A 24,681-nucleotide genomic window follows, 5' to 3' on the forward strand; every position below is an offset into this window, starting at 1 on the left:
GAGTTTCCATAAAAAAAGGCGCCAAAAGGCGCCTTTAAATATAAATAGCCACATCAAAATTAATTATGACGCTGGCTACGATCACGTCGCGCTGGACGTTGACTTGGCGCTTGCGCTTCAGATGCAGAAATAGCTAATGGTTGACGACGAACTCTTACACCTTTTAAGCGTTTAAATGAGTCTGCAGGCATACCTTTTGGCAGTTGTACAAAACTATGCTTTTCGTGCAAGTTAATTTGACCAATGTAACTACTGTCTAATGAAATTTCATTGGCAATAGCACCAACAATATCACCAGGTCTTGCACCATGATCTTTACCTACTTCTAGGCGATATGTTTGCCAATCAACATCATTACGAGCAACTTTAGGCTTGCGTGTTCTTTCGCCGCGCCCTTCACTTCCACGATGACCTCTGCTTTCACCTCGAGCATCACGACGGTTGTCTTTTCGACCATCGCGGTTACCACGGTCATTGCGTTCGCGTGAATCACGACGTGGTTTTGGATCTTCTTTCGGTTGTAATGGCTGTTTAAGTTGCTTTTGGAACAATAATGCTGCCGCTAAATCAAGTAACTCAACTTCTGACTCTTCCGCCATTTTTTCAACAATTTCACGCATAGCGCTAATGTCTTTATTCGCAGCAATTTCAGCAATTTCATTACGAGTACGTTCTATACGAGTTTTGCCAATCTCTTGAATGCTAGGCAATTGATACATTTCAACCTTGCCTGACGTTAAACGTTCATAATGACGTAATGAATACATCTCACGTGGACGAACGAATGAAATTGAAGTACCTTCTCTACCTGCACGACCAGTACGACCTATACGGTGAACATAAGCTTCATTATCACCCGGTAAATCATAGTTAATCACTAAAGATATACGTGGAATATCTAAACCGCGAGCAACAACATCTGTTGCCACTAATATAGATGACTTACCTGACTTCATCTGATCAATACAACGCTCACGCTGTGCTTGGTTCATATCGCCATTTAGTGCTAATGCTGGGTAACCAGCACGCTCTAATTTTTCTGCCACATCAACGGTATCGTTGCGGGTACGTACAAAAATTATCATCGCATCATAATCAACAACTTCGGCAATACGCTCTAAAGCTGTCATTTTATTGATACCACTAACTTTCCATGCAAACTGTTTAATATTTGCTTTGGCTTTTTTTACAGCTTCGATTTTAATATGTTCAGGATCAGTCAAAAACTTATTAGCAATTTTACGAATTGCTGGCGGCATCGTTGCCGAGAACAACGCCATTTGAGTGCTTTCAGGTAGGTGATCTAAAATCCATTGAATATCTTCCAAAAAGCCCATGTTTAACATTTCATCAGCTTCATCAAGTACACAGTAACTTAACGAATCTAATTTTAAGCTTTTACGACGTAGATGATCCATTAATCTACCTGGCGTACCAACAACGACTTGTGCGCCACGTTCTAATTGTTGAAATTGAGGACCGTAAGATTGGCCACCATATAAAGTTGCAACACGTAAGCCTTTAATGTTTTTACCAAAAGATTCAATAGCTTCAGCAACTTGCATGGCTAATTCACGTGTAGGTGCTAATACCATTAATTGAGGTTTTTTAATTGAGGTATCAATGGCTGCTAGTGCAGGTAAACCAAAAGCTGCGGTTTTACCCGTACCTGTTTGCGCTTCACCTAAAACGTCTTTACCTGCTAATAAAGGTGGAATTGTTTGTGCTTGAATTGCTGTTGCTGATGAAAAGCCAATCTCGGTTAAAGCAGAAAGTAACTTTTCTGGTAAGCCTAATGTATCAAAAGTAACTGAGGCAGTTTGTTCTGAAGCGTTGCCTTCAGTGGCATTAGTTGCTGAGGCTTTGTTTTGTTCTGTCATAAAATTTGTCATCTTCTCAAGGCAGGCTTTGTTAGTGACAACAAACAACTATTAAAAAGCAAAAGAATCCCCGCCTTCAAAGCAGCCAAAAGCCCACTTAAAAGCGTAATAAACAATCTAATTTTTAATTGCTAAGTCTATAACCTGCGTACATATACGAGGAAACCACCAGGGAGACTTAAGGCGCATAGCGTATTCAAACACTATATTTCTGGCTAATAGGAGCTACTAGCGTGGTAAGTCTATAGGGCGGTATAACCCTCACTCATCTCGAACTGTTTTATCGTATCTTGATAAATAAACAGTAAAACTCATCCTGAGTATCATATCGCTCTTTTTAATTATCAAAATAGTTCAAAAAAGCGACATCTCGTCGTTGAGGCGCGCATTATACAGAAAAATAGCTTGTAGGCAAGAAATAACGTAAAACAGCATAAATTAAAAAGTAACTTTATAGAATAATGTCTTCATATAATTCTGAATATTTTGTTTTATGGGAATTATAGAGGAATTTTCTTAGTGACTCTCTACCTTGCTCAAAATGTTTAAATTTTGCGGCAATTACATCGTCTTCTGAGCGAACGGGGTCTAATGCTAACTTTACACGTTGTTTATCAGGAAGTCGCATTTCGAGGGAAGCATTTTCTAATTGTTTAATGGTTTCGCCATTGTTTTTAGCTTTAAATGTCACCCCTGTTCCAGATAAAGATAACACTTCTATTTCTTGATTTTGACATGAATTAAACAGTGAAACATTTTCAGGTGTATTCACGCGCCAGCTTCGTTCGCTACCTTGTACATCAATTATTTCTGGAATACCAAGTTCGGGGATAAAATCTCCTGCTTCACTCAAACTGATAGAAACAGGAAACCATAACTGATAGTGGCTGATTTCAGCGAGCAAAGTTAACTTACTATTCCCTAAAATAGTCTTAAGATTACTAGGTATAGAAGTTTGTACACTCAATTTATGCTTATTTTGATTTAACGAGCAATCAACAACAGGCTCACTAAATATATTTTTAAAGAAATCTAATTCTTCTGATGAGAATTCCATATAATTAACGCTTTCTTATTATTTTTGTTGCGCGAACTATATAGGAAACATTCAATTAGTTCAAATAACGTACAACTCTATCTAATTCTTGTTTTATACTCTTATAAACTCTACCAGTGCACCAAGTGAGTTCGATTACTCACAGGGTGCGATTCAGTGGTTAAAACTTAAACTTACCTAAATTTTGCAGCAACGCTTCAGATTTATCCTCTGTAGACTGGATCTGTTTAGCAAGGTGCGTTGATTTTTCAACCGTTTCACTCGCAATTTCATCAACATCAACGATCAGTCGGTTCATCTCTGCTGCTGTTGAAGATTGTTCACTGATAGTGGAAGCAATATCGACCATATGTTGCTCTAGATCAGTCATTGAACCCAGGATTTCTTGAAATATAGGAATGATAGACAAAGTAAACTCTTTACCTTCATTCGCCTCTAATTGACTGTTATTCATGGCTGATACCGCATTTAGTGCCGATGTTTGTAACTTAGCCACTATTTCATGGATATGCGTTGTTGAATCTTGAGTTCTAGAAGCTAAATTTCTAACTTCATCAGCAACGACAGCAAACCCCCTGCCTTGCTCTCCCGCTCTTGCTGCTTCAATAGCTGCATTCAGTGCAAGTAAATTGGTTTGCTCTGCAATACCTCTAATGACTTCAACAACTTCACCAATTGAATTCGTTTCTATCTCAAGCTCTGCAACCACATCAGCAGCACTCTTTGTCTGCTCAGCCAGACGTGCCATTTGACCACTTGCTTGCTCTATTTTATCTACGCCTGATGCAACACCATTACGTGTGCTAGAAGAAATATGAGAAATTTCTTCTGTTCGTTTTGCAACATGCTCAGTTGTCTGATCCATTTCCACAGAGGCACTCGCTACATTAGCCAATTGTCCTTTCTGTTGCTCAATCAAGTCCCTTGTTGAGTTGGTATCATCCAGTGCAACTTTTGCATCATGGGTAAATTGAACAGCTAATTGATTTGACTCATCTACCATTACTTGTATTTTTTCAACAAAAGCATTAAAAGCTTGGGCAAGTTGCCCTATTTCATCGGCACGTTTAATACGAATACGTTGAGTTAAATCAGCTGAGCCTTGGCTAATATCAACCATAGCCTCTTGAATTTCGTTAAGTGGTTTAAACTGCCAGCGTGTAAAAAACCAAACAAAAATACCTAACGAAAGGGTGAATAAAAATATAGAGGTAACATTCTCCCAAATAGCATCAGAAACAGGAGCATCGATGGCTTCAGTTGGCAACATAACCGCGATACTCCAGTTAACCTCAGGCACTTCACGGTCATACTTACGCATGAAGACTTGATAGCTTTGACCATTAAAATCAACTTGATGATCCATTTGTTGCTTTTGATTATAATTTTGCCATAAGTTTTCAAAACCTCCTGCTTGATATGACTGATAAACTTTATCTATTTCTTTTGTATCAAGAACATCAACCCTCATTTTCTCCATTTGCTGTCTCATTGACGGAAAACTCACCATCAAGCCACTATCACTGACTACAAAAACTTCCAAGCCATCGTAGTTGCTCTGCAAAGAGGCAAGCTCTTCATTAACTTGCTGCAAATCTAGGTCAAGGCCAGCAGTACCAATCAACTGTTTATCAGTATCATAAATTGGTGAACGAAAAGTCATTAAAAACTTGCCATCGTTATCACGGTAAGGATCATTCACGTAATGATTCATTTGCGATAGAAATTCCTGCCAAAATGGTCTTTGATTAATGTAATAATCAGGGTCTTCATTTTTACGCACTTGATCGTAATATTCCCATGTTGCAGTTGTTGTGAAAAAAAGATTTACTACAGAGGGATCTAATTTAATTAGCTGTTGAAAATATGTGGTTACGGGAGTTAACTCTGGATGGCCATCAAACGCAATGCCACGTTGTTGAATTGAAGCAATTCCTTGGATGGTATTTGGGTGAGTAAATATTGCATCAAGCTGATTATTTCTTGAATACAGCATATTACTAATTTTGTCCTGCAATTGGTTTAACATCCTGTTTACTTCTAACTGCTGTGCTATTTTCGAATCGTTATCCACTTTATTAATCTGAAATAAAGCTGATAGAAATGACATTATTATCAAAGCACTAACGACACCAAAGAGAAACTGTCTTATTAAACTATTACGAATAAATTGCATTTACACCTCACTACTAATACAAACGACTTACCCAGGAACTTCATGGTATACAATATATGAATATCTTATTTAGAAACTCAGTGCAATAGAGAATTGCCCTTTCTATAGCTAAAAGTGAAAAGTTATAGATGAACAGAATGAGAAATGTTTCAGACTTACAAGGTGTTGTCTTATAAAGGCGGTACGAGATAATAAACTTATTATTGCTCTTAACGAAAAGCTTTGTATTGATATTATTTAATTTTAACGAGGATGGTATTACAGGCTATTTATTATTCATCGTTGCAACTGAATCAAAGTCATTAACATCAAGCTCTATTTCTCGCGCTCTTAAAAAAGCAACAATCTTTTTTGGTATTAAAAAATACCCTTTATAGCGGCATACTCGGGTGTGGAGAAGTACAAAGACTCTCATTGAGAGATAGCTGATGTATAAAAAAGGCAAAGCCCCCCAAAAAGTTAATGGCAATAACTTCAAGGTTAACAAAAAGCAAATAATACCTATTAGCAAAGATAAAATCTTATGCTTCTTATATTCTGGGTATTGATAAAATTTAAAGTAATCTAACCGATTCATATACCAATTTCCCTTGGCTGTACCTGATTCGTTTAGATATTTACTTTCTCGAAATTGCTTCGCCATAATAATCCTTGCAACTAACTAGCATATTTAGATAACTTAAAACAGCTTAACTAAATATCTTCACAATAATCATGAATATTAATACTTAGCTAAGTGTAAATAGTTTAATTAGCTTCTTGGGTTTTATTCCTCTTCACCATTTAAAATATCAGCAAAAGCGGAAAGTTTATCTAATGCTAAAGCATGAATTGATTTTCTAGGATACCTTCCTGTACTGCTTATTTTTCCTGCTTTAGTTCGCATTAATAACTCCAATGCTTGATCAATACTTTCAACGGCATAAATAGAGAATTTCTGCTGCTCAACCGCTTCAATAACATCACTTGATAGCATCAAATTAATCACATTCGTTTTAGGTATAATAACTCCTTGCTCGCCTGTTAATCCTTTATCTTGGCACAACTTGAAGAAACCTTCGATTTTCTCATTCACACCGCCAATTGATTGCACTTCTCCATGCTGGTTAATGGAACCAGTAATAGCAAGGCCTTGGTCTATGGGTAATAAAGTGATAGATGAAATGAGAGCACACAATTCTGCCATTGATGCACTATCACCATCAATATGACCGTATGATTGCTCTATAGCTATATTTGCCGAAATCGTTACAGGAAACGTTTGGCCATATTTATGGCCTAAATACCCCGTTAATAAAAGCACCCCTTTTGAATGGATAGATTTACCTAAATCCACCTCTCTTTCAATATCCGTAACACCTTGACTACCGGCATATACCGTTGACGTTATACGCGCTGGCGTACCAAAAACACTATCACCTATTTCAAGTACCGTAAGACCATTAACTCTACCAACACTCTCGCCTTCAGTACTAATCAGTACTTGTTGCTCCTTTATTTCACTTAGCCAAGTCTCACTCAATCGACCAATGCGTCTATGCTTAGCAGACAATGCCATTTCTATATGTTTTGCCGTTAATTCACCATTACCACCATGTTTATGCCAACAGTAATTTGCTTCGTCTAATAAATCGTTAACTTGTACAATATTGGCTGATATTTTGTGCTTATGCTCACCTCGACGCAAAGCATAGCGAGCCAAAGCTAAAACAGCTTCATCGGACACTTGAGGATAATCATGCTTATGAGCACGTTGGCGAATGAGATTACCAAAAGCGATTAAATTCTCATCATTTTTTTCTAGATGTCGATCAAAGTCCGCAAGTACTCTAAATAATTCAGTAAACTCTTGATCATAATCTTGCAAGGTGTAATACAATTCACCATCCCCAAGTAATACCACCTTAACTTGTAATGGTATTTTTTCAGGCTGAAGCGTATAACCTGATGCTTGGGTATATTCAGAATACGGATTTTCAATAGCGATTTGCTGGGTTTTTAAGGCTAGCTTTAATCGAGACCAAACGGCAGGCTGACTCAATACTTTATCTGCATCTAATAATAAATATCCACCATTGGCTTTATGCAAAGCCCCCGGACGTATTAAGCGATAACTGGTATAACTCGCTCCTTGAAAACTTGCAAAATCAACATGACCAAATAAGTTCTGATAGGTTGGATTTTGTTCATAGATTACTGGAGCGCCCTCTACACCTTCCCGATCAACTAATAAATTAGGTAAAAAGCGTTCAACCATCAGTTTTCGCAACTCTTTATCCGTTGCGGTTTCTTCACTGTCGGTCACTAATATTTCAAGAACAGCATCAACGACATGGGCTTTAACTTTGGTTAAATACTTTAATACACCGTCATTAGTGGCAAATTCATGTTCTAGTTCAGCTAAATATGGCTTTATACTTTGCTCAGCTGTGTCATATTTCAACTTACGTAGCTGATCTGAAGAATGACGTTTCCATAACGGTAATTCTAAAAGTTGTTCTGCTAGCACCACTTCTAGCTCAGCTAACAATTGGTAAAATTTAACTCTTTCCGGTTCAGCTAAATTAGCAAATTCTTTATCGTTTAATGGTTTACCGTCAACTAGCGGTGAAAAACCCACTTCACCATTTTCTTCATATAAAACAACATTATCTTTTAGAGCAATATCTTCAACTGTCGCAATCGCTTGATCATATTTTTGGTTAAATTCTCGATCAATCGCGGCCTTTTGTCTTTGATAACCTGGGTTATCAAAAATCTCAGGAAATAAATCTAATAGTTCATCAATAAATTTATTCATTCTTGATATCAGTTGCTTGCCATCACCTGGATTAACATAAAGCTTGGTTGGCATATGACTTTCATCAAAATTGTTGATATAACACCACTCTGCTGGTGTAGGTTGCTTAACGGCCACCTCGTTAAGCATCTGTTTTATTAAAGTTTGCCTTCCTGTTCCGTGCTCTCCCATAGCATAAACATTAAAACCGATTGACTTCATTGATAAACCAAAATCTAACGCTTCTTTAGCTCTATGATGACCCACAAATGCTTGGGAAATTTGACTGGCATCTTTGGTTTGTGAAAAAAGGGAAGCAGATAATGATGCCGATAATTGAGAAGGAGTTAAACGTGTTGACTGAGAAAGATCTTCAGAGTGTTTGCTCATAGGGTTCCTTTAATATTAGCGCTTGCTATTGATTTATACCGAGTATGAGGCCTTCATACCTGTGACTCACAAAGCGTAATACTGAATTAATAAATGACACATCAGATAAAGCAAATATTACTTACTTTACCTTGGGTTATATTGTTAGGGGCAGTCTACCCAAATTATTATTTGCTAACAATCTGAAATTAAGGGGTCAATGGTACGCGGGTAAAGCTATTACCCCCACAATGAGCACACGGTGCAACTTCAGATAGATGCATAACAGTTAAGGTTTGTTGGCATTTATCACAAGTTAACTGGCCAAAACCGATGAAGTCTCCAGTATGATATTGACCATCATGCTCAAAATCTTCAATTAACTCGGCCCACTCTACTTGAGATTTATCCGTTAGTTGTGCCAAATTATCCCATAGTGCCTCATTGAGTAAACCTAAATACACTGAGTGCTTCGCTTCAGATTGATTTTGCTGATAAAAGTCTTGTAAGTCATAACGCAAATTAGCCATAAACTGATGTAGCTTTTCCTCAGACATCTCTTCAGCAGCTATAGCATAACTTTTAGCCTGTTTTAAAAAGTGTTCAATGCGAGGTTTCTGTTCAGTTTTCACTTCCTCTAGCCAAGCATTAAGCTTTTGATAAACTTCAGCAAAATAATCATTGTTCTTCGCCATTATCGATTCCTTAAAGTAATTAACACTCATTATTAAAAGTATAGACAAATTTCTCTATTGCGCTCAGCGTAATAGCAATTGGATTCTCTTTACAGATAAGGTATTCTATCGCGATAATTTAACTTCGGTTTATTAGCACGAGTTAACGTTAGCAAAGCACATACATTGCTTTTTTTGATACGTTATCCAACGATGGCGAAAAACCTCCTCAATTAGTATTCGAGAACGCATTAATGGAATCCATTTATAATCACCAAGCTATTGAAGATACAGTACAAAAATTCTGGACTGATAACAATACGTTTAAAGCAACTGAAAAGCCTGGCCAAGAAAAGTTTTATTGTTTAGCCATGTTCCCTTACCCAAGTGGTCGACTGCACATGGGTCATGTTCGTAATTACAGTCTTGGTGATGTTATTTCTCGCTACCAACGAATGCAAGGGAAAAATGTCATGCAACCTATGGGTTGGGATGCATTTGGCTTACCTGCAGAAAACGCTGCGATAAAGAACAAAACCGCACCAGGTAAATGGACCTATCAGAACATTGATTATATGCGTAACCAGCTTCAGTCATTAGGTTTTGCTTATGATTGGAACCGTGAATTAGCAACATGTAAAAAAGATTACTACCGTTGGGAACAATGGTTCTTCACTAAACTATATGAGAAAGGCTTAGTGTATAAAAAGAACGCAACGGTAAACTGGGATCCTGTTGATCAAACCGTATTAGCTAACGAACAAGTTATTGATGGTCGTGGCTGGCGTTCTGGTGCTTTGGTTGAAAGAAAAGAAATTCCACAATGGTTTATTAAAATTACTGATTACGCTGAAGAATTAATTGACGATTTAGATCAGTTAACTGGCTGGCCTGAGCAAGTTAAAACCATGCAACGTAACTGGATTGGTCGTTCACAAGGTGTTGAAATGACCTTCAACGTTGAAGGCTCAAACGAAAGCTTTGATATATATACCACACGTCCAGATACCTTAATGGGTGTTACTTATGTTGCTCTGGCGACCCAGCATCCATTGAGTTTAGCTGCTGCTAAAAACAGCCCTGAGCTTGCTGCTTTTATTGCCGAATGTAAAACCAGCAAAACCACTGAAGCTGATATGGCGGCAATGGAGAAAAAAGGTGTTGATACCGGCTTAAAAGCAATTCACCCAATAACTGGTGAGTTAGTACCTGTATGGGCAGCTAACTTTGTGTTAATGGATTATGGTTCAGGAGCGGTAATGTCAGTGCCTGGTCATGATCAACGAGATTATGAATTTGCGCAAAAATACGGCTTAACCATTAAGCAAGTCATTGAAGCACAAGAAGGTGATGACATTGCCAAGGCTGCAATCACTGAGAAAGGGCTATTAATCAACTCTGGAGAATTTGATGGTTTAGACTTTGAAAAAGCATTTACAGCCATCAGCGATAAATTAATCAGTGAAAATAAAGGTAAAGTAACCACTAATTATCGATTACGAGATTGGGGGGTTTCAAGACAACGTTACTGGGGTACTCCTATCCCAATGATAAACTTAGAAAACGGTGAATCGGTACCTGTTCCAGAAAGTGACTTACCGGTTGAATTACCTGAAGATGTCGTTATGAATGGCGTAACGTCACCTATCAAAGATGATCCAGAGTGGGCCAAAACAACTTATAACGGCGAAGCCGCATTTCGAGAAACAGATACCTTTGATACTTTCATGGAGTCTTCTTGGTATTACGCACGCTATTGCTCGCCAAATGATGACACCCAAATGTTAGATCCTGAAAAAGCCAATTACTGGCTACCTGTTGATCAATACATCGGTGGCATTGAGCACGCTATTTTACATTTACTCTATGCAAGATTTTTCCATAAATTGCTTCGTGATGTTGGTTTAGTTGACAGCGATGAGCCATTTAAAAGCTTATTGTGTCAAGGTATGGTTTTAGCTGACACTTACTATAGAGAAGCAGACAACGGCGCACAGGAATGGATTGCACCTAGTGATGTAACCGTTGAACGCAATGAAAAGGGCCAAGTAACTTCTGCAGTGAGTAAAATTGACGGTGACGCGGTTATTTCTGCTGGCATGAGTAAAATGTCAAAATCGAAGAATAACGGTATTGACCCACAAGAAGTTATTGAAAAATACGGTGCAGATACCGTTCGATTATTTATCATGTTTACCTCCCCACCGGAGCAAACACTTGAGTGGTCTGATGCCGGTGTAGAAGGCGCACACAGATTCGTTAAACGTGTCTATAAATTAGTTCATGATTTTACTCAAAGTGGTAATGCTCCTGAATTAGCGGGCTTAACCCTAAATAGCGCACAGAAAAATTTACGTCGTGAATTACATAAAACAATCGCTAAAGTGAGTGATGATATTGGACGTCGTAATACCTTTAATACCGCTATTGCTGCAATCATGGAGTTAATGAATCATCTAAGTAAAGCTAAATTAGACTCAGATGAAGATCGCGCTGTAATGTTAGAAGCTGTTCGCGCTGTGGTCTTAATGCTAGCACCTATCACGCCACATCTATGTCACCATTTATGGCAATTTGTCTCACAAGATAAAGAACAGCATGTTGAAGATGCCAGCTGGCCTACACTTGATGAAAGTGCCTTAGTTGAAGATGAAAAGTTAATCATTGTGCAAGTAAATGGTAAATTACGCGCTAAAATTACCGTTGCTGCCGATGCGGATAAAGAAACCGTCGAAACAATCGGTTTAGCAGATGAAAATGTTGTGAAATTTACTGACGGAAAAACAATACGTAAAGTGATTTACGTACCGGGCAAGTTACTTAACATTGTGGCTAATTAATGGTGATTTTCGATGTTTATAAACATTAAAAACAAGCTGTTAAATCAACGAAAAGTATCGCTTATTGCGATACTTTTCATCAGTTTATTATCAAGTTGTGGCTTTCAATTAAGAGGCGATTATTTACTTGATGACGAATTACAAACCTTATACGTCAGTTCAAGTGATGTTCACGGTGAATTAACGCGCTTACTCAAGCTTCACTTAGTGCGTAACCAAGTTAAGGTGGTTAAGCAAAGTCAGCAAGATGTACCGGAATTACGTTTAGTCTCAGATAAATTAGATAGACGCACTTTATCGGTATTTCCTAATGGTCAAGTAGCAGAATACGAGCTTATTTACTCAGTACATTATCAGTTACGCTTTAGTAACCAAGACGCTCAAAATTTTCGCTTTGAACTTTACCGAGATTATCAAGACGATCCGAACTTAGCCCTTGCAAAAAGTAGAGAGCTTTCATTACTTTTAAGTGAAATGAGAACCTCTGCTGCCGACAAAATATTGCGAGACATGGCAAGAATTCATCGTAAATCTTAAGGCTGCCTTTTGAAAATATACCATAACCAACTAGAGCAAACTTTACGTCAAAGGTTTATCCCTGTCTGGTTGGTTTTTGGTGATGAACCCTGGCAAAAAGATAACAGTTTAAGTACGATTAAAAATGCCGCCAAAAATAATGGCTTTGAAGAGCTGATCCGCTTTAGTTCTGAAAATAGCTTTGATTGGCAACAGCTATTAGATGAATACCAGTCCATGAGTCTTTTTGCCAGCCAACGCATTATTGAGGTTGAACTCACTAGCGGAAAAATTGGTGATGCAGGCAGTAAAGTACTTATTGAATTAACTGAAAGGCTCACCCAAGATCAACAAGCAGGAATGGCCAATCAAGATGTTATTTTCATCTTTCATGGTAATAAACTCGACGGTGCTACGGCTAATCGAAAATGGTTTAAAGGCTTAAATCAATTAGGCTGTTACTTACCTCTTTATGATTTAGATGTAAAAAGCTTACCCCGTTGGTTAAATAATCAAGCCAGGCAATTACAATTAAATTTCACACCTGAAGTCAGTAGTTTATTACTTGAGTTATTTGAGGGAAACCTACCTGCACTTTCACAAGAACTGCAAAAGTTATCAATCCTTTTTGGGCAATCTGTGATAACGCTTGAACAAGCTGAAAATATTGTTATCAATCAGGCGAAATTTAACCCTTTTCAGATTATTGATGTCTTACTGCAAGGTGATTGTAAAAAATGCATTCGAATACTTGATCAACTTCAGCAAGAAGGTGCAGCCGTTGGACAGTTAATTTGGGTTTTTCATAAAGAAATACATCAACTGTACCTTATGCTTTCGCAGCTTGAGCAAGGGAAGTCTCATGCAGATCTTTATAAACAATATCGTATTTGGGATAAGCGTAAACCACTATATCAACATGCATTAACACATATTAGCTTAGCTAATGTACAGCGAGCCTTAACACGATTGGCAGATATTGATTTATTGAGTAAAAGTCAAAGTGAGTTTAATGTCTTTTTACTATTAGCTGATTTATGCGTCACCCTTTACCATGGCGAAATCACTGAACAATTCGATTTGAATTATGGCTAAGAAAGCATTCAAAGGCTTAGGTATTTTTGGCGGCACCTTTGACCCAATTCATTGTGGTCATATAGCATCAGCTCAATCTGTTGCAAACTGGCTTAATTTAGAAAAGGTTTTGTTAATTCCCGCCCATATACCGCCTCATAAATCTACGAGTGATAAATCCCCTCACGCAAGTTCAACACAGCGAGCAAGCATGGTGGAACTAGTTTGCCAGCAAAGCCCAATTTTCCAATGTGATCAACGAGAAATAGCCAGAGCAGGATACTCCTACACTGTTGATACGTTAAAACAGCTCAAACAAGAATACCCAGATAACGTGCTGTATTTTATTATCGGTATGGATTCGCTACAAAGCTTCACCACTTGGTATCACTACCAAGAAATATTGACCCTTTGTAATTTAGTCGTTAATACTCGCCCAAACTACTGTATTAACCAACTCAATGAAGAAACCAAAGCATTGGTTCATTCTCATCGTGGTCAGATAGATAATACAGATTCAAACGATAGTGTTGGACAAATTCTTTTTGCAGACCCTATACATATAGATATCTCTTCAAGCCAAATACGCCAATTCATTCAAAAAGAACAATCTTGTCAGCAATGGCTTTCGAGCGAAATCATAGAATTTATCAACAAAAATCAGCTTTATCGTTAACCCCACCGATAAAAAATGATAGTATTACCCTATTCATACTGCGCACTTAATCCGCGCACAGTAAACCCATGGTAAAAATAGGAATAAGACCTTGCAAACAGACGCACTTACAGCATTTGTCATTGAAAAATTAGAAGACATGAAGGGTAGAGATATTGTTTCTCTAAACATAACCGACAAAGCAAGCTTTGCTGACTACATGATTATCTGCTCAGGTAACTCTAACCGTCATGTAAAATCTATAGCACAATCTGTTGCTACTGAGTGTCGAGCTGCTGGCTCTGAACCTAGAGGCATGGAAGGCAACGATGTTGGCGAATGGGCACTTGTTGATTTAGGTGATATTATTGTTCACATCATGACGGATGAGCAAAGAGACAAGTACAATCTCGAGCAACTTTGGGCTGAAAGCGAATAACTAAGTAAATAATAAGCAAATATTTGCTTACAAGATGAAACTTTTTTAACGTATTACAACTCATATAATACAAAGCGTTTACTTTCAATTGTCTAGTGGTTGACTCAATTTAATTTATGAAACTTACCTTATATGCTGTTGGCAGCAAAATGCCTAATTGGGTGACTCAAGGCTTTGAAGAATACAGCAGACGTTTTCCCCGTGATTTAAGCTTTCACTTAGTTGAAATCCCAGCGGGAAAACGTGGTAAAAATGCAGATATTGCTCGCATTCTTGAAAAAGAAGGCGAACTCATGCTTAACGCTATTCCCAAAGGCAATAGAATTGTCACGTTAGAAGTTGAAGGGCAACCTTGGACTACGTCAAAATTAGCCTCTCAACTTGAGCGCTGGCAATTAGATTCAAGAGATGTTGCATTACTAGTGGGTGGCCCAGAAGGTCTAGCGCCCGCTTGTATTAAAGCATCTGAGCAAAAATGGTCTTTATCTCCATTAACATTACCCCACCCTATGGTTCGTGTATTAATCGCCGAAAGCCTTTATCGTGCTTGGAGTGTTAATACCAATCACCCATACCATAGAGAGTGATATCGTGATGTTCACAACAGAGCACTGCATTAGCAAGGAAGTATAATGGCGCCGCGTCGAGTCATCATTCGAAATCAAACAGCAGAAGCAAACTTATTCGCTCGACGCTCGTTTATTGCGTTTTGTGGTGTACTTGCGCTGTTGATCATTTTATTTGCTAATGTATTTACCCTGCAAATATCTGCCTATGAAAAATACCAAACACGTTCAAACTCAAACCGCATCAAACTATTGCCTGTTGCTCCAAACCGTGGGTTGATTTATGACCGAAACGGAGTGCTTTTAGCGGATAACAAGCCCGTTTATAGTTTGGAAATCATTCCTGAAGATGTCAAAGACATTAAAAAAAGTGTTAAACAAGTCAGTGAACTATTAGGCATAAGCGAAGAGAGACAAGACAAATTCTTCAAAGCTATACGAGGAAAGCGACGTTTCAAACCTGTTGAACTGCATTCAAGATTAAGTGATCAACAAGTAGCTCTCTTTTCTGTTAATCAGCACAAGTTCCCTGGTGTTTTTGTTGATGCTCGATTAAAACGTTATTACCCTTTTGCCGATTTAACGACTCATAACCTTGGCTATGTAGCTAGAATAAATCGTAAAGATGCTAATAAGTTAGAACAACAAGGTAAAGCTGAGAATTACGCCGCAACTTACGGTATTGGTAAACTGGGAATCGAGAAATATTATGAAGATATACTTCATGGCACCATTGGTCACCAAGAAGTGGAAATTAATAACCAAGGTAGAGTCGTCAGAACGTTGGACTATACTCCCCCGATCCCTGGCAAAGATTTAACTCTTTCACTAGACATTGAATTGCAAATGATCGCTAAACGAGCGCTGTCAGGAAAACGCGGTGCTATTGTCGCTATGGACCCGCGAAGTGGTGAAGTCCTCGCCATGTATTCGAATCCCAGCTACGATGGCAACTTATTTGTTCATGGAATTAGCAGTAAAAACTACCGCAACTTATTAAATTCAAAAGACTTGCCTTTGATTAATCGTAGTGTGCAAGGTTATCCTCCAGCTTCAACAGTCAAACCCTTCTTAGCGTTAACAGGGCTAGAAGAAAACATCATCACTCCTGATACCAAAGTTTGGGATCCAGGTTGGTATCAATTGGAAGGATTACCTAACAAATATCGAGATTGGAAGAAATGGGGTCATGGCTGGGTTGATTTAACACGAGCCATTGAGCAGTCATGCAATATTTACTTCTTCGATTTGGCTTTCAAATTAGGTATTACCAAAATCAGCACCATGATGGAAAACTTTGGTTTTGGTGATTATACCGGCATAGATATTCATGAAGAAAGTAAAGCGATAATGCCCAGTGTTGGCTGGAAACGTGGCCGTTATAATAAGCCATGGTACACGGGTGAAACCTTATCTGTAGGTATAGGGCAAAGTTATTGGACAGTTACCCCACTGCAATTAACCCAAGCATTAACAACGTTGGTTAATGAAGGTGAGCGAAAAGTCCCTCATTTATTAAAAGCCACTCGAGAGGCAGTGACAACAGAAGATAATACCGTTAAATATGTTAACAAAGAAATTGTTTATGAGGCACAGGCTCCTATTCAATTAAAAAATAGTAACAACTGGCGCACCGTTCTTGATGCTATGCACAGCACAGTACAAAAATTAGGAGCAACAGGTCATGCTGCATTTAAAGGCAGTCAATATGATGCTGCCGGTAAAACAGGCTCTGCACAAGTAGCTAGAATAAAACAAGATGAAAAATACGACGCTGAAAAAACAGAGGAAAGTAAACGTGATAATGCCATGTTTATTGCTTTTGCCCCGTATGAAGCACCGGAAATTGTTGTAGCCGTAGCGATAGAAAATGTTGCAAAAGGTGGGGGTGCTACCAATGCTGCGCCAGTGGCAAGGCAAATCATGGATCAATATTTTGGTGATAGAGTAATCACCTCAAGCGCACAAACTCAAAAGAAGAACAGTGTTTCTACAATTGTTCATCATGGTGACCATAATCATGACAATCCCCTTGTTCATTCACAGTTAGTGAATAATCAACAAGTAGCTCCGCAACAACAGGATGTTTCTTACTGATGAGAAGTACTGGTCAAGATCAACAACAAGTTCGTAGTGTTTGGCAAAAACTGCATATCGATTTACCATTGTTAATAGGTATTTTATCGTTAATGACACTCGGCTGCTTTATTGTTTATAGTGCTGGTGGCCAGGAAATGGACATCGTTTATCGCCATGGTAAACGTTTAGGTGTTGCTGTTATCGTCATGCTATTTGTGGCACAAATTCCGCCATTATCTTATCGAAAGTGGGCTGTACCGGTATTTGTTGTCGGGGTATTAATGCTCGTTAGTGTTTTACTGTTTGGCCATGTAGGTAAAGGCGCTCAACGCTGGTTAGATCTAGGGGTAACAAAATTTCAACCCTCTGAAATAATGAAGCTAGTTGTACCCATTATGATCGCTTGGTTTATCAGCCAAGATAATTTACCTGTAAAAGTTTTTACGGTTATTCAAGCTTTTGTACTGGTACTTATTCCAACCTTATTAATTGCCAAGCAGCCTGATCTTGGTACTTCTTTGTTGATAGCTAGCTCAGGAATTTTCGTTATTTTCCTTGCTGGAGCAAGCTGGAAACTCATCGCTATATGTGCGGGACTTGCATCAGCTTTTGCACCTATTTTATGGATGTTTTTGATGAAAGACTATCAAAGACAACGTGTTATGACATTTCTAAACCCTGAACAAGATCCACTTGGCTCGGGTTATCATATTATTCAATCAAAAATAGCCATCGGCTCTGGTGGCGTTGAGGGCAAAGGTTGGCTTCAAGGTACACAATCACAACTAGAGTTTTTGCCTGAGCGCCACACTGACTTTATTTTTTCTGTGTTCAGTGAAGAATTTGGTTTAATAGGGGTTGCTGTACTACTTGCGGTTTACCTCTTTATTGTTATGCGTGGTTTATGGATTGCGGTTAATGCACAACACGCATTTACTAAGTTATTAGCGGGAAGTATCACCTTAACATTTTTCGTTTACGTTTTTGTCAACATCGGCATGGTTTCTGGCTTACTCCCTGTTGTTGGTGTCCCGCTTCCGTTAGTCAGTTATGGCGGTACTTCAATGGTGACATTATTGGCAGGATTTGGCATGCTAATGGCGATTAGTACTCATAGACGTTTTCATGTATAACATGACTATAGTAGTGGCTACGCCTTCACAGTAAATGTAATGAATAATATGGTAAGGATTGATGATAACTAAGACAAATTTTAAGCAAACAAAATATTCCTTACATGCATTAATTGGCCTAGTCACAATTAGCCTACTAGCGAGTTGCTCTTCAACGGGTCGTTATCAACAACATAAAGACAGTACCCCTACACGTTTACCAACCCAAGCAGAACAAAAAGATGCGATAGCAAGGGCAGAGCCTTATAGCCGTGGTGGTAATAAAGATTATCAAGTACTTGGTAAGCACTATAAAGTTTTAACCGATACCAATGGTTTTGAACAAGAAGGGATTGCTTCTTGGTATGGTGAGAAGTTTCATGGCCACTTAACCTCAAATGGTGAGATTTACGATATGTATGCCATGAGTGCCGCCCATAAAAGTTTACCCTTACCAACGTATTTGAAAGTTACTAATCTGGTAAATAATAAATCGGTCATTGTGCGGGTTAATGATAGAGGGCCATTTCATCAGTCACGTATTATTGACTTATCTTACAGTGCAGCATACAAATTAGACATGCTAAAAACAGGTACAGCTAAAGTAAAGATTACCGCAATTACTGATTTTTCACCGAAAAAAGCTCAAAAAGAAAAACAACAAAGTTCACAGGCTTCGATAAACTCAACTTACATTCAGGTTTTTGCTACCAGTAAAGTAGAAGTCGCTCAGTCAACAGCAGCAAAATTAACAAAGCAATATAATCAAACAGTAAAATACCCTGAGCACCAAGGTATATACCGTATTCAAATTGGGCCGATAAACAATCTTACTACGTTAAACAAGTTGTTAAAGTCTTTAAAAGAGAATGGCTACCCAAGCGCTTATCCTAGGCAAACTGTCTTATAAAAAACATTATAAAGCGTAGAATTTATAGCCTGTTACAAAATAAGCACATTTATCTGAGAGTTTTTGCAAAATTTGATGAAATATCCCGCAATAGGCCATAGCCAAGAGATTTTTAAATGGTATACTTTGCCTCTTATCTTCTTCATAACTTGACCAAAATTCGAATATTATTATGGCAAAAAAACTTATCTCTCTTATTGGCAAACTCTTCATTGGCGCAACCGTAACTTTTAGTACGCTTTCTCACGCAGTTACCATCATTCCCGATGCGCCTCAAATTAACGCCAAAGGTTTTATTCTAATTGACCATACAACAGGCAAGGTCATCGCCGAAGGTAATGCTGATGTGCAATTAGCGCCAGCAAGTCTTACTAAAATGATGACCAGCTATATCATTGGTAAAGAAATAGAAAATGGCAATATCAGTAACTCTGACAAAGTCATGATCAGTGAAAATGCTTGGGCGAAAAAATTCCCTGATTCATCAAAAATGTTTATTGAAGTTGGAACAGAGGTTTCTGTAGACCTGTTAAATAAAGGCATTATCGTTGCCTCAGGTAATGATGCCTGTGTGGCAATGGCCGAACATATCGCAGGTAGTGAAAGTGCTTTCGCAGACTTAATGAACGCACATGCTGAGCAATTAGGAATGTCGAGTAGTTACTTTGAAAACAGTCATGGCTTAGATAGTTCAGAGCATATGACAACACCTCGAGACATGGCAACGCTTGCTAGTGCTATCATTCGTGAAGTACCTGAAGAATATGCCTTATACAAGCAAAAATCATTTACTTATAACAACATTAAACAATACAACCGTAATAGCTTGTTGTGGGACAAAAGTTTAAATGTTGACGGCATGAAAACAGGCCATACTTCAAATGCAGGTTACAGTTTAGTCACCTCTGCAACTAAAGGCGATATGCGATTAGTTACCGTTGTAATGGGTACTGAAAGTGAACGTGCCCGTAAAGTTGAGAGTAAAAAATTACTAAACTATGGGTTCCGCTTTTTTGAAACAATTACCCCTTATAAAGCAGGCGAAAAATTTGTCAGCAACCGTATTTGGATGGGCGATAAAGAGAATATTGATTTAGGTATTTTACTTGATACGCCTATCACAATACCTCGTGGTCAACGTAAAAATTTAAAAGCTAACTTTGAATTAAACCAACAATTAACAGCGCCGATTGCTAAAGGTACGGTTGTTGGTACATTATTTTTACAGCTTGATGGTGAAGATGTTGCTCAATACCCTCTGGTGACTTTAGAAGAAGTTAATGAAGGAAGTATGTTCAGCCGCTTAGTTGACTACGTAAAATTGCAGTTTATTAACTAAAACAATCACCTATTAAACAAATAGTATTTAGTAAAAGCCTCATCTATTGAGGCTTTTTTTATACCGACAATATCTGCACATTAACTTAGAAAAAATAATCATAACAGCAGCTAATAAAAAATGATAAAATAACGGTATGTTTGCCTTTGCCGCGTGCAAGTTAAGTGCAAAAGCCAAATATGTAGTATTAAATACTGATTAACTATACATATTTCGAATTTTATTTAATAAATTGAGTGTAAAATGAAAACCAAGTTTGATGAGTTATTAGATTTTCCTACTGTTTTAAACTTTAAAGTAATGGGTGTAGCCTGTGATGAATTACCTGATCTTATCATTGCAGAATTGCAAAAGCATACCCCAGGAGATTACTCTCCTACAATAAAGCCAAGTTCAAAAGGCAACTATCACTCGGTCTCTATAGCCGTTACGGTGACGAGTAAAGAGCATATTGAAAAGATTTATAAAACGCTAACTGCTATTGAGCAAGTTAGATACGTTTTATAGTTCTTTGCTATTTTAAAACCCTTATAGAGATACCTACGTGCACGATACTGCTGAAATACCAAAAGCCGAAAGCACTTACAACATAGTAAATAATATCATAGTAAGAGAGCTTGCTTGTATGGACTACAGTCTTGTTTGGCAAGCCATGCAAGACTTTACCAACGAGCGCGATGAAAGTACTTGCGATGAGTTATGGCTAGTTGAACACCCGCCCGTATTTACTCAAGGGCAAGCAGGTAAAGAAGAGCATTTACTCGTACCTGGTGATATTCCTGTGGTTAAAGCGGATCGAGGTGGACAAATAACCTATCATGGTCCCGGTCAACAAGTTATTTATTTTATGATTAACCTCAGACGTAGAAAAATAGGGGTCAGACAGTTAGTCACTTTGATCGAAAATAGTATTGTACAAGCGCTCGGTGACTATAATATTGTCGCTTATGCGAAACCCGATGCGCCTGGAGTATACATCGATGAAAAAAAAGTAGCTTCTCTAGGCTTACGCGTGAGAAAAGGCTGTTCTTTTCATGGCTTAGCCCTAAACGTGAACATGGATCTATCACCTTTTTTACGTATTAACCCTTGCGGCTATGCTGGTCTTGAAATGATACAAACGGCCGATGTAAATGGTCCAACAGACACCGCAAGTGCAGCAAAAGCATTAGTAAAACATTTAACGACCTTACTTGAAGTTCACCAAGTGAATTATCAAGCGGGATTACCTAAGTAAGAGTAGTAAATCATAATGAGCAATTCAACGACGAAAAACCCCGTTAAAATTGAACCAGGTACAAAATTACGTGATGCAGATAAATTGGCTCATATACCAATTAAAGTGGTCAGCTCAACACGTGAGAGTATGCTTAGAAAGCCAAGCTGGTTAAGGATCAAATTACCTAAAAGCAGTGATCGCATAGACAATATTAAAAACTCATTACGCAAACATGAACTACATTCAGTGTGTGAGGAAGCCTCATGCCCTAACCTTTCTGAATGTTTCCACCATGGTACTGCGACCTTTATGATACTGGGTGATATTTGTACTAGGCGTTGTCCTTTCTGTGACGTTGGCCATGGGCGTCCATTGGCACCAAATCCTGATGAAGCAAAAAAATTGGCACTTAGCTTACAGGATATGAAATTAAAATATGTGGTTATTACCTCCGTTGACCGTGATGACCTTCGTGACGGTGGAGCACAACAATTTGCTGATTGTGTTAAAGAAATCAATGAAAAGTCGCCGAAAACTAAAATCGAAATTTTAGTTCCCGATTTTCGTGGCAGAATGGATCGCGCATTAGAGATATTAAACCAGCATCCTCCTCACGTATTCAACCACAATATGGAAACTGCCCCACGTTTATATACTAAAGCAAGACCGGGCGCTAACTATCAATGGTCACTAGATTTATTGAAAAAATTTGGTGAAGCAAATCCTGAAGTCCCTACAAAATCAGGTTTAATGGTTGGTTTAGGTGAAACCAACGAAGAGATTTTGCAAGTCATGCAAGATTTACGTGATCATGGGGTTACTATGTTGACCATTGGTCAATACCTTCAACCAAGTAAAGATCATTTACCTGTTGAACGTTATGTTCACCCTGATGATTTTGATATGTTCCAAAAAGAAGCAATGAAAATGGGTTTTGAACACGCGGCATGTGGCCCACTAGTTCGTTCATCATACCACGCCGACAAGCAAGCGGCCGGTGAAGAAGTTAAATAACTTCCCTGTCATCTTCAATAAACACACTAGGTACTCTTACCTAGTGTGTGCGTTTTCCTAATCTAGATTAAACTTCGACCACTTTAGGATTCTTTGGATAGTACCTTTCCGGTAGACTGCTAATATGCTCAAAAAAACGGGTATCTTTATAAGGAAACTTCATAAAACCTGATATGCCTAAGCCACTAATGGTAGGTAATAAAGCCAGCAACTCTTCAAGGCATTGACTAAATTCAGCTTGTTTTTCATGGTTTAATAACCGTAAATAACTATGTATTTTTAAGTGATTTGGCAGTACTTCAAAGATAATACAGCCCGTATGATGAATTAAGTTCAATCGCGCCAATACCGCCATCATTACATCAGGTAAATAGAGATATTCATCAGGATCTTTACCATCCTCAAAATACGAGTGTAAGCGTGTTTCATCATCAAGCTCAGGCACATCGCTCACATCAAAAGGAATGAATTGGTCTTCATGCGCAATAAACGGCTGATCTCGCTTTTTACGTTCAACATGCAATGTGTTTCTCGCATTAAATAAACAACTCTTGATAACACCTATTCTAAATATTCCTTGTGCCAAACTAATCATATTATTAACTGCGCTTTCAAAAGAATCTTTTAAACTCGGATCAAACAAGCTCAAATTAGAATCAATATAAACACCATCTTTTTCCCAGCGTATAGCCAAACCACCCACGACGGGAAAATTTCCCAGTCGACTTAACGCCGCGATAAAGGCTTTTTCATTGTCCCCCATGCCCATCAAGTAATTTTTATAATATTTATCTAATTGTGCATCATCAACATCAGTTAAATGCTCTTTATCACTAGACTCCCGCAAAAAAGACTTTCTCGAGCCATAAACAACCGTATCTATCTCCTCACCTTTTGGCTTTATCCAAACAGGTATTTTAGCGGGGCTTAAATGTTGTGTCGGCGTTTTAGATAAAACTAATTGACGCAAAGAATGAACATTATTAAAGAAGTAATCACCTGCTTGTTCTCGCTGCTGTTCATCATCACTAAGCATCGCCGTCAGCACTTGCGCTAGCATTTTAGGTAAGCCTAATGAGTTAGGCGTGATAACTTTTACACCATAACGACACGACTGCCCTGATGCTAATGCATATAAGGTTGCCGCTAAACCTTGCTCATCAAAACGAGGAGATGATAAACCGCCATTTAATTGTTCTGGTCCAATAAAATAAACATCACCAAGGCGAGCATTGCTGTGCTGTAAATCACTGCTCATCAAATCCATCACATTGTTACTGGTACTTTGTTTATCAACACCTAACTGAGCAGTCACAGATGAACCCCAGTCAATTAACTGCACTTCACCTGTTGCCTCATCATAAACAATATTCGACGGTTTGATATCGCCATGAACAATAGGCTTTTGCTGAACATGATTTTTAGGGTTGCGTAAGTACATTAAAATATCAGCAAGTTGTAGTGCAATACTAATAATGAGTTCAATAGGTAAAGGACCAATTCGATGAGACAATTTCTCTAAATCGATACCGGGTGCTCTGGCCATTTGCAATATTGATTGACGCTTTATCTTTTGATAATCAATGACTTTTGGAATTTTAGGGTGATGTAATTGCCCTTGTAAATCAGCCTCTTCTGCCAATCTATCTTGAACATGCTGTGGTAAGTTTATTCTAGAGAATTTAAAAACGACATTACCGTGAAATTGTTTAAGAACAGACTTAGATGCTGAGAAAACAAAGCCATAGGCCCCTTTTCCTAATAGAGCGACTTGTTGATAACCCAGTTGCTTCAACTGCTGCTGACAAAGCTCAACCCATTGCTTTAATTTTGTTGCATCTTTATGACTTAACAAATAGATCGACTGCTCTTCAGCAATATAAAAATGTTGTAATTTTTTAGTGGTCACAAAGGTTATGGCTTAGCTGTTCATATTCTCATAACCTACCGATAATTACGGTAAATCACAAGTGATAACTATGA

Annotated in this window: 20 protein-coding genes; 13 read left to right on the forward strand and 7 right to left on the reverse strand. The window is 38.2% G+C overall.

The window, feature by feature from the left end:
* Window positions 1-59 precede the first annotated feature (59 nt).
* The 6 genes from EPA86_RS11295 to EPA86_RS11320 form a co-directional block, all read right to left on the reverse strand.
* Window positions 60-1,880, reverse strand: coding sequence for a DEAD/DEAH box helicase (locus EPA86_RS11295; protein ID WP_140603645.1), 1,821 nt, complete (start codon window positions 1,878-1,880; stop codon window positions 60-62).
* 451 nt (window positions 1,881-2,331) lie between these two features.
* The gene (locus EPA86_RS11300; RefSeq protein WP_140603648.1) at window positions 2,332-2,937 is read right to left on the reverse strand and encodes a hypothetical protein; all 606 of its coding nucleotides are present in this window, start codon (window positions 2,935-2,937) and stop codon (window positions 2,332-2,334) included.
* Window positions 2,938-3,097: 160 nt separating this feature from the next.
* On the reverse strand, window positions 3,098-5,113 hold the full coding sequence (locus EPA86_RS11305) for a methyl-accepting chemotaxis protein (protein WP_140603650.1): 2,016 nt from the start codon (window positions 5,111-5,113) through the stop codon (window positions 3,098-3,100).
* Between the two features lie 265 nt (window positions 5,114-5,378).
* Window positions 5,379-5,756, reverse strand: coding sequence for a hypothetical protein (locus EPA86_RS11310; protein ID WP_140603652.1), 378 nt, complete (start codon window positions 5,754-5,756; stop codon window positions 5,379-5,381).
* Between the two features lie 123 nt (window positions 5,757-5,879).
* Complete coding sequence (locus tag EPA86_RS11315; RefSeq protein ID WP_140603654.1) at window positions 5,880-8,282, reverse strand: Lon protease family protein; 2,403 nt, start codon at window positions 8,280-8,282, stop codon at window positions 5,880-5,882.
* A gap of 188 nt (window positions 8,283-8,470) precedes the next feature.
* Window positions 8,471-8,956 carry a zinc ribbon-containing protein gene (locus EPA86_RS11320; protein WP_140603656.1) on the reverse strand — a complete coding sequence of 162 codons (486 nt, stop codon included), beginning with the start codon at window positions 8,954-8,956 and terminating at the stop codon, window positions 8,471-8,473.
* A 233-nt stretch (window positions 8,957-9,189) separates the two neighbouring features.
* Between EPA86_RS11320 and leuS the strand changes: the two genes are divergently transcribed.
* The 13 genes from leuS (at window position 9,190) to lipA (ending at window position 22,698) form a co-directional block, all read left to right on the forward strand.
* Entirely contained in the window at window positions 9,190-11,775 is a 2,586-nt protein-coding gene (gene leuS / locus EPA86_RS11325; protein ID WP_140603658.1) for a leucine--tRNA ligase, read from the forward strand.
* Between the two features lie 12 nt (window positions 11,776-11,787).
* Window positions 11,788-12,312 carry an LPS-assembly lipoprotein LptE gene (locus EPA86_RS11330; protein WP_140603660.1) on the forward strand — a complete coding sequence of 175 codons (525 nt, stop codon included), beginning with the start codon at window positions 11,788-11,790 and terminating at the stop codon, window positions 12,310-12,312.
* Window positions 12,313-12,321: 9 nt separating this feature from the next.
* Window positions 12,322-13,386 carry a DNA polymerase III subunit delta gene (gene holA, locus EPA86_RS11335; protein WP_140603662.1) on the forward strand — a complete coding sequence of 355 codons (1,065 nt, stop codon included), beginning with the start codon at window positions 12,322-12,324 and terminating at the stop codon, window positions 13,384-13,386.
* Window positions 13,379-14,041 carry a nicotinate-nucleotide adenylyltransferase gene (gene nadD / locus EPA86_RS11340; protein WP_140603664.1) on the forward strand — a complete coding sequence of 221 codons (663 nt, stop codon included), beginning with the start codon at window positions 13,379-13,381 and terminating at the stop codon, window positions 14,039-14,041. The genes holA and nadD overlap by 8 nt, the downstream gene beginning before the upstream one ends.
* Before the next feature lie 91 nt (window positions 14,042-14,132).
* A complete protein-coding gene (rsfS, locus tag EPA86_RS11345) occupies window positions 14,133-14,459 on the forward strand; it encodes a ribosome silencing factor (protein WP_140603666.1) in 327 nt (108 codons plus the stop codon).
* A gap of 116 nt (window positions 14,460-14,575) precedes the next feature.
* Window positions 14,576-15,046 (forward strand): 23S rRNA (pseudouridine(1915)-N(3))-methyltransferase RlmH, encoded by a 471-nt coding sequence (gene rlmH, locus EPA86_RS11350; protein WP_118961062.1) that lies wholly within the window; start codon window positions 14,576-14,578, stop codon window positions 15,044-15,046.
* Between the two features lie 45 nt (window positions 15,047-15,091).
* On the forward strand, window positions 15,092-17,122 hold the full coding sequence (gene mrdA, locus EPA86_RS11355) for a penicillin-binding protein 2 (protein ID WP_140603668.1): 2,031 nt from the start codon (window positions 15,092-15,094) through the stop codon (window positions 17,120-17,122).
* Complete coding sequence (gene rodA, locus EPA86_RS11360; protein ID WP_140603670.1) at window positions 17,122-18,237, forward strand: rod shape-determining protein RodA; 1,116 nt, start codon at window positions 17,122-17,124, stop codon at window positions 18,235-18,237. The genes mrdA and rodA overlap by 1 nt, the downstream gene beginning before the upstream one ends.
* Before the next feature lie 61 nt (window positions 18,238-18,298).
* A complete protein-coding gene (locus EPA86_RS11365; RefSeq protein ID WP_140603672.1) occupies window positions 18,299-19,126 on the forward strand; it encodes a septal ring lytic transglycosylase RlpA family protein in 828 nt (275 codons plus the stop codon).
* Window positions 19,127-19,298: 172 nt separating this feature from the next.
* On the forward strand, window positions 19,299-20,465 hold the full coding sequence (locus EPA86_RS11370; RefSeq protein ID WP_140603673.1) for a serine hydrolase: 1,167 nt from the start codon (window positions 19,299-19,301) through the stop codon (window positions 20,463-20,465).
* A gap of 243 nt (window positions 20,466-20,708) precedes the next feature.
* A complete protein-coding gene (gene ybeD / locus EPA86_RS11375; RefSeq protein ID WP_140603675.1) occupies window positions 20,709-20,972 on the forward strand; it encodes a DUF493 family protein YbeD in 264 nt (87 codons plus the stop codon).
* 37 nt (window positions 20,973-21,009) lie between these two features.
* Complete coding sequence (lipB, locus tag EPA86_RS11380; protein WP_281284880.1) at window positions 21,010-21,702, forward strand: lipoyl(octanoyl) transferase LipB; 693 nt, start codon at window positions 21,010-21,012, stop codon at window positions 21,700-21,702.
* A 15-nt stretch (window positions 21,703-21,717) separates the two neighbouring features.
* On the forward strand, window positions 21,718-22,698 hold the full coding sequence (lipA, locus tag EPA86_RS11385) for a lipoyl synthase (protein ID WP_140603677.1): 981 nt from the start codon (window positions 21,718-21,720) through the stop codon (window positions 22,696-22,698).
* Window positions 22,699-22,765: 67 nt separating this feature from the next.
* On the opposite strand, the gene EPA86_RS11390 is transcribed toward lipA, so the two are convergent.
* Window positions 22,766-24,607, reverse strand: coding sequence for a protein kinase domain-containing protein (locus tag EPA86_RS11390; RefSeq protein WP_140603679.1), 1,842 nt, complete (start codon window positions 24,605-24,607; stop codon window positions 22,766-22,768).
* Window positions 24,608-24,681: the final 74 nt, after the last annotated feature.

The organism is Litorilituus lipolyticus (genome assembly GCF_006439335.1).
Classification (GTDB): Bacteria; Pseudomonadota; Gammaproteobacteria; order Enterobacterales; family Alteromonadaceae; genus Colwellia; species Colwellia lipolytica.

What these genes read in the sequence shown, in the direction of transcription:
- EPA86_RS11295 (WP_140603645.1), bottom strand. Translation starts at nt 1,880, where the DNA reads ATGACAGAACAAAACAAAGCCTCAGCAACTAATGCCACTGAAGGCAAC.
- EPA86_RS11300 (WP_140603648.1), bottom strand. Translation starts at nt 2,937, where the DNA reads ATGGAATTCTCATCAGAAGAATTAGATTTCTTTAAAAATATATTTAGT.
- EPA86_RS11305 (WP_140603650.1), bottom strand. Translation starts at nt 5,113, where the DNA reads ATGCAATTTATTCGTAATAGTTTAATAAGACAGTTTCTCTTTGGTGTC.
- EPA86_RS11310 (WP_140603652.1), bottom strand. Translation starts at nt 5,756, where the DNA reads ATGGCGAAGCAATTTCGAGAAAGTAAATATCTAAACGAATCAGGTACA.
- EPA86_RS11315 (WP_140603654.1), bottom strand. Translation starts at nt 8,282, where the DNA reads ATGAGCAAACACTCTGAAGATCTTTCTCAGTCAACACGTTTAACTCCT.
- EPA86_RS11320 (WP_140603656.1), bottom strand. Translation starts at nt 8,956, where the DNA reads ATGGCGAAGAACAATGATTATTTTGCTGAAGTTTATCAAAAGCTTAAT.
- leuS (WP_140603658.1), top strand. Translation starts at nt 9,190, where the DNA reads ATGGAATCCATTTATAATCACCAAGCTATTGAAGATACAGTACAAAAA.
- EPA86_RS11330 (WP_140603660.1), top strand. Translation starts at nt 11,788, where the DNA reads ATGTTTATAAACATTAAAAACAAGCTGTTAAATCAACGAAAAGTATCG.
- nadD (WP_140603664.1), top strand. Translation starts at nt 13,379, where the DNA reads ATGGCTAAGAAAGCATTCAAAGGCTTAGGTATTTTTGGCGGCACCTTT.
- rlmH (WP_118961062.1), top strand. Translation starts at nt 14,576, where the DNA reads ATGAAACTTACCTTATATGCTGTTGGCAGCAAAATGCCTAATTGGGTG.
- mrdA (WP_140603668.1), top strand. Translation starts at nt 15,092, where the DNA reads ATGGCGCCGCGTCGAGTCATCATTCGAAATCAAACAGCAGAAGCAAAC.
- rodA (WP_140603670.1), top strand. Translation starts at nt 17,122, where the DNA reads ATGAGAAGTACTGGTCAAGATCAACAACAAGTTCGTAGTGTTTGGCAA.
- EPA86_RS11365 (WP_140603672.1), top strand. Translation starts at nt 18,299, where the DNA reads ATGATAACTAAGACAAATTTTAAGCAAACAAAATATTCCTTACATGCA.
- EPA86_RS11370 (WP_140603673.1), top strand. Translation starts at nt 19,299, where the DNA reads ATGGCAAAAAAACTTATCTCTCTTATTGGCAAACTCTTCATTGGCGCA.
- ybeD (WP_140603675.1), top strand. Translation starts at nt 20,709, where the DNA reads ATGAAAACCAAGTTTGATGAGTTATTAGATTTTCCTACTGTTTTAAAC.
- lipA (WP_140603677.1), top strand. Translation starts at nt 21,718, where the DNA reads ATGAGCAATTCAACGACGAAAAACCCCGTTAAAATTGAACCAGGTACA.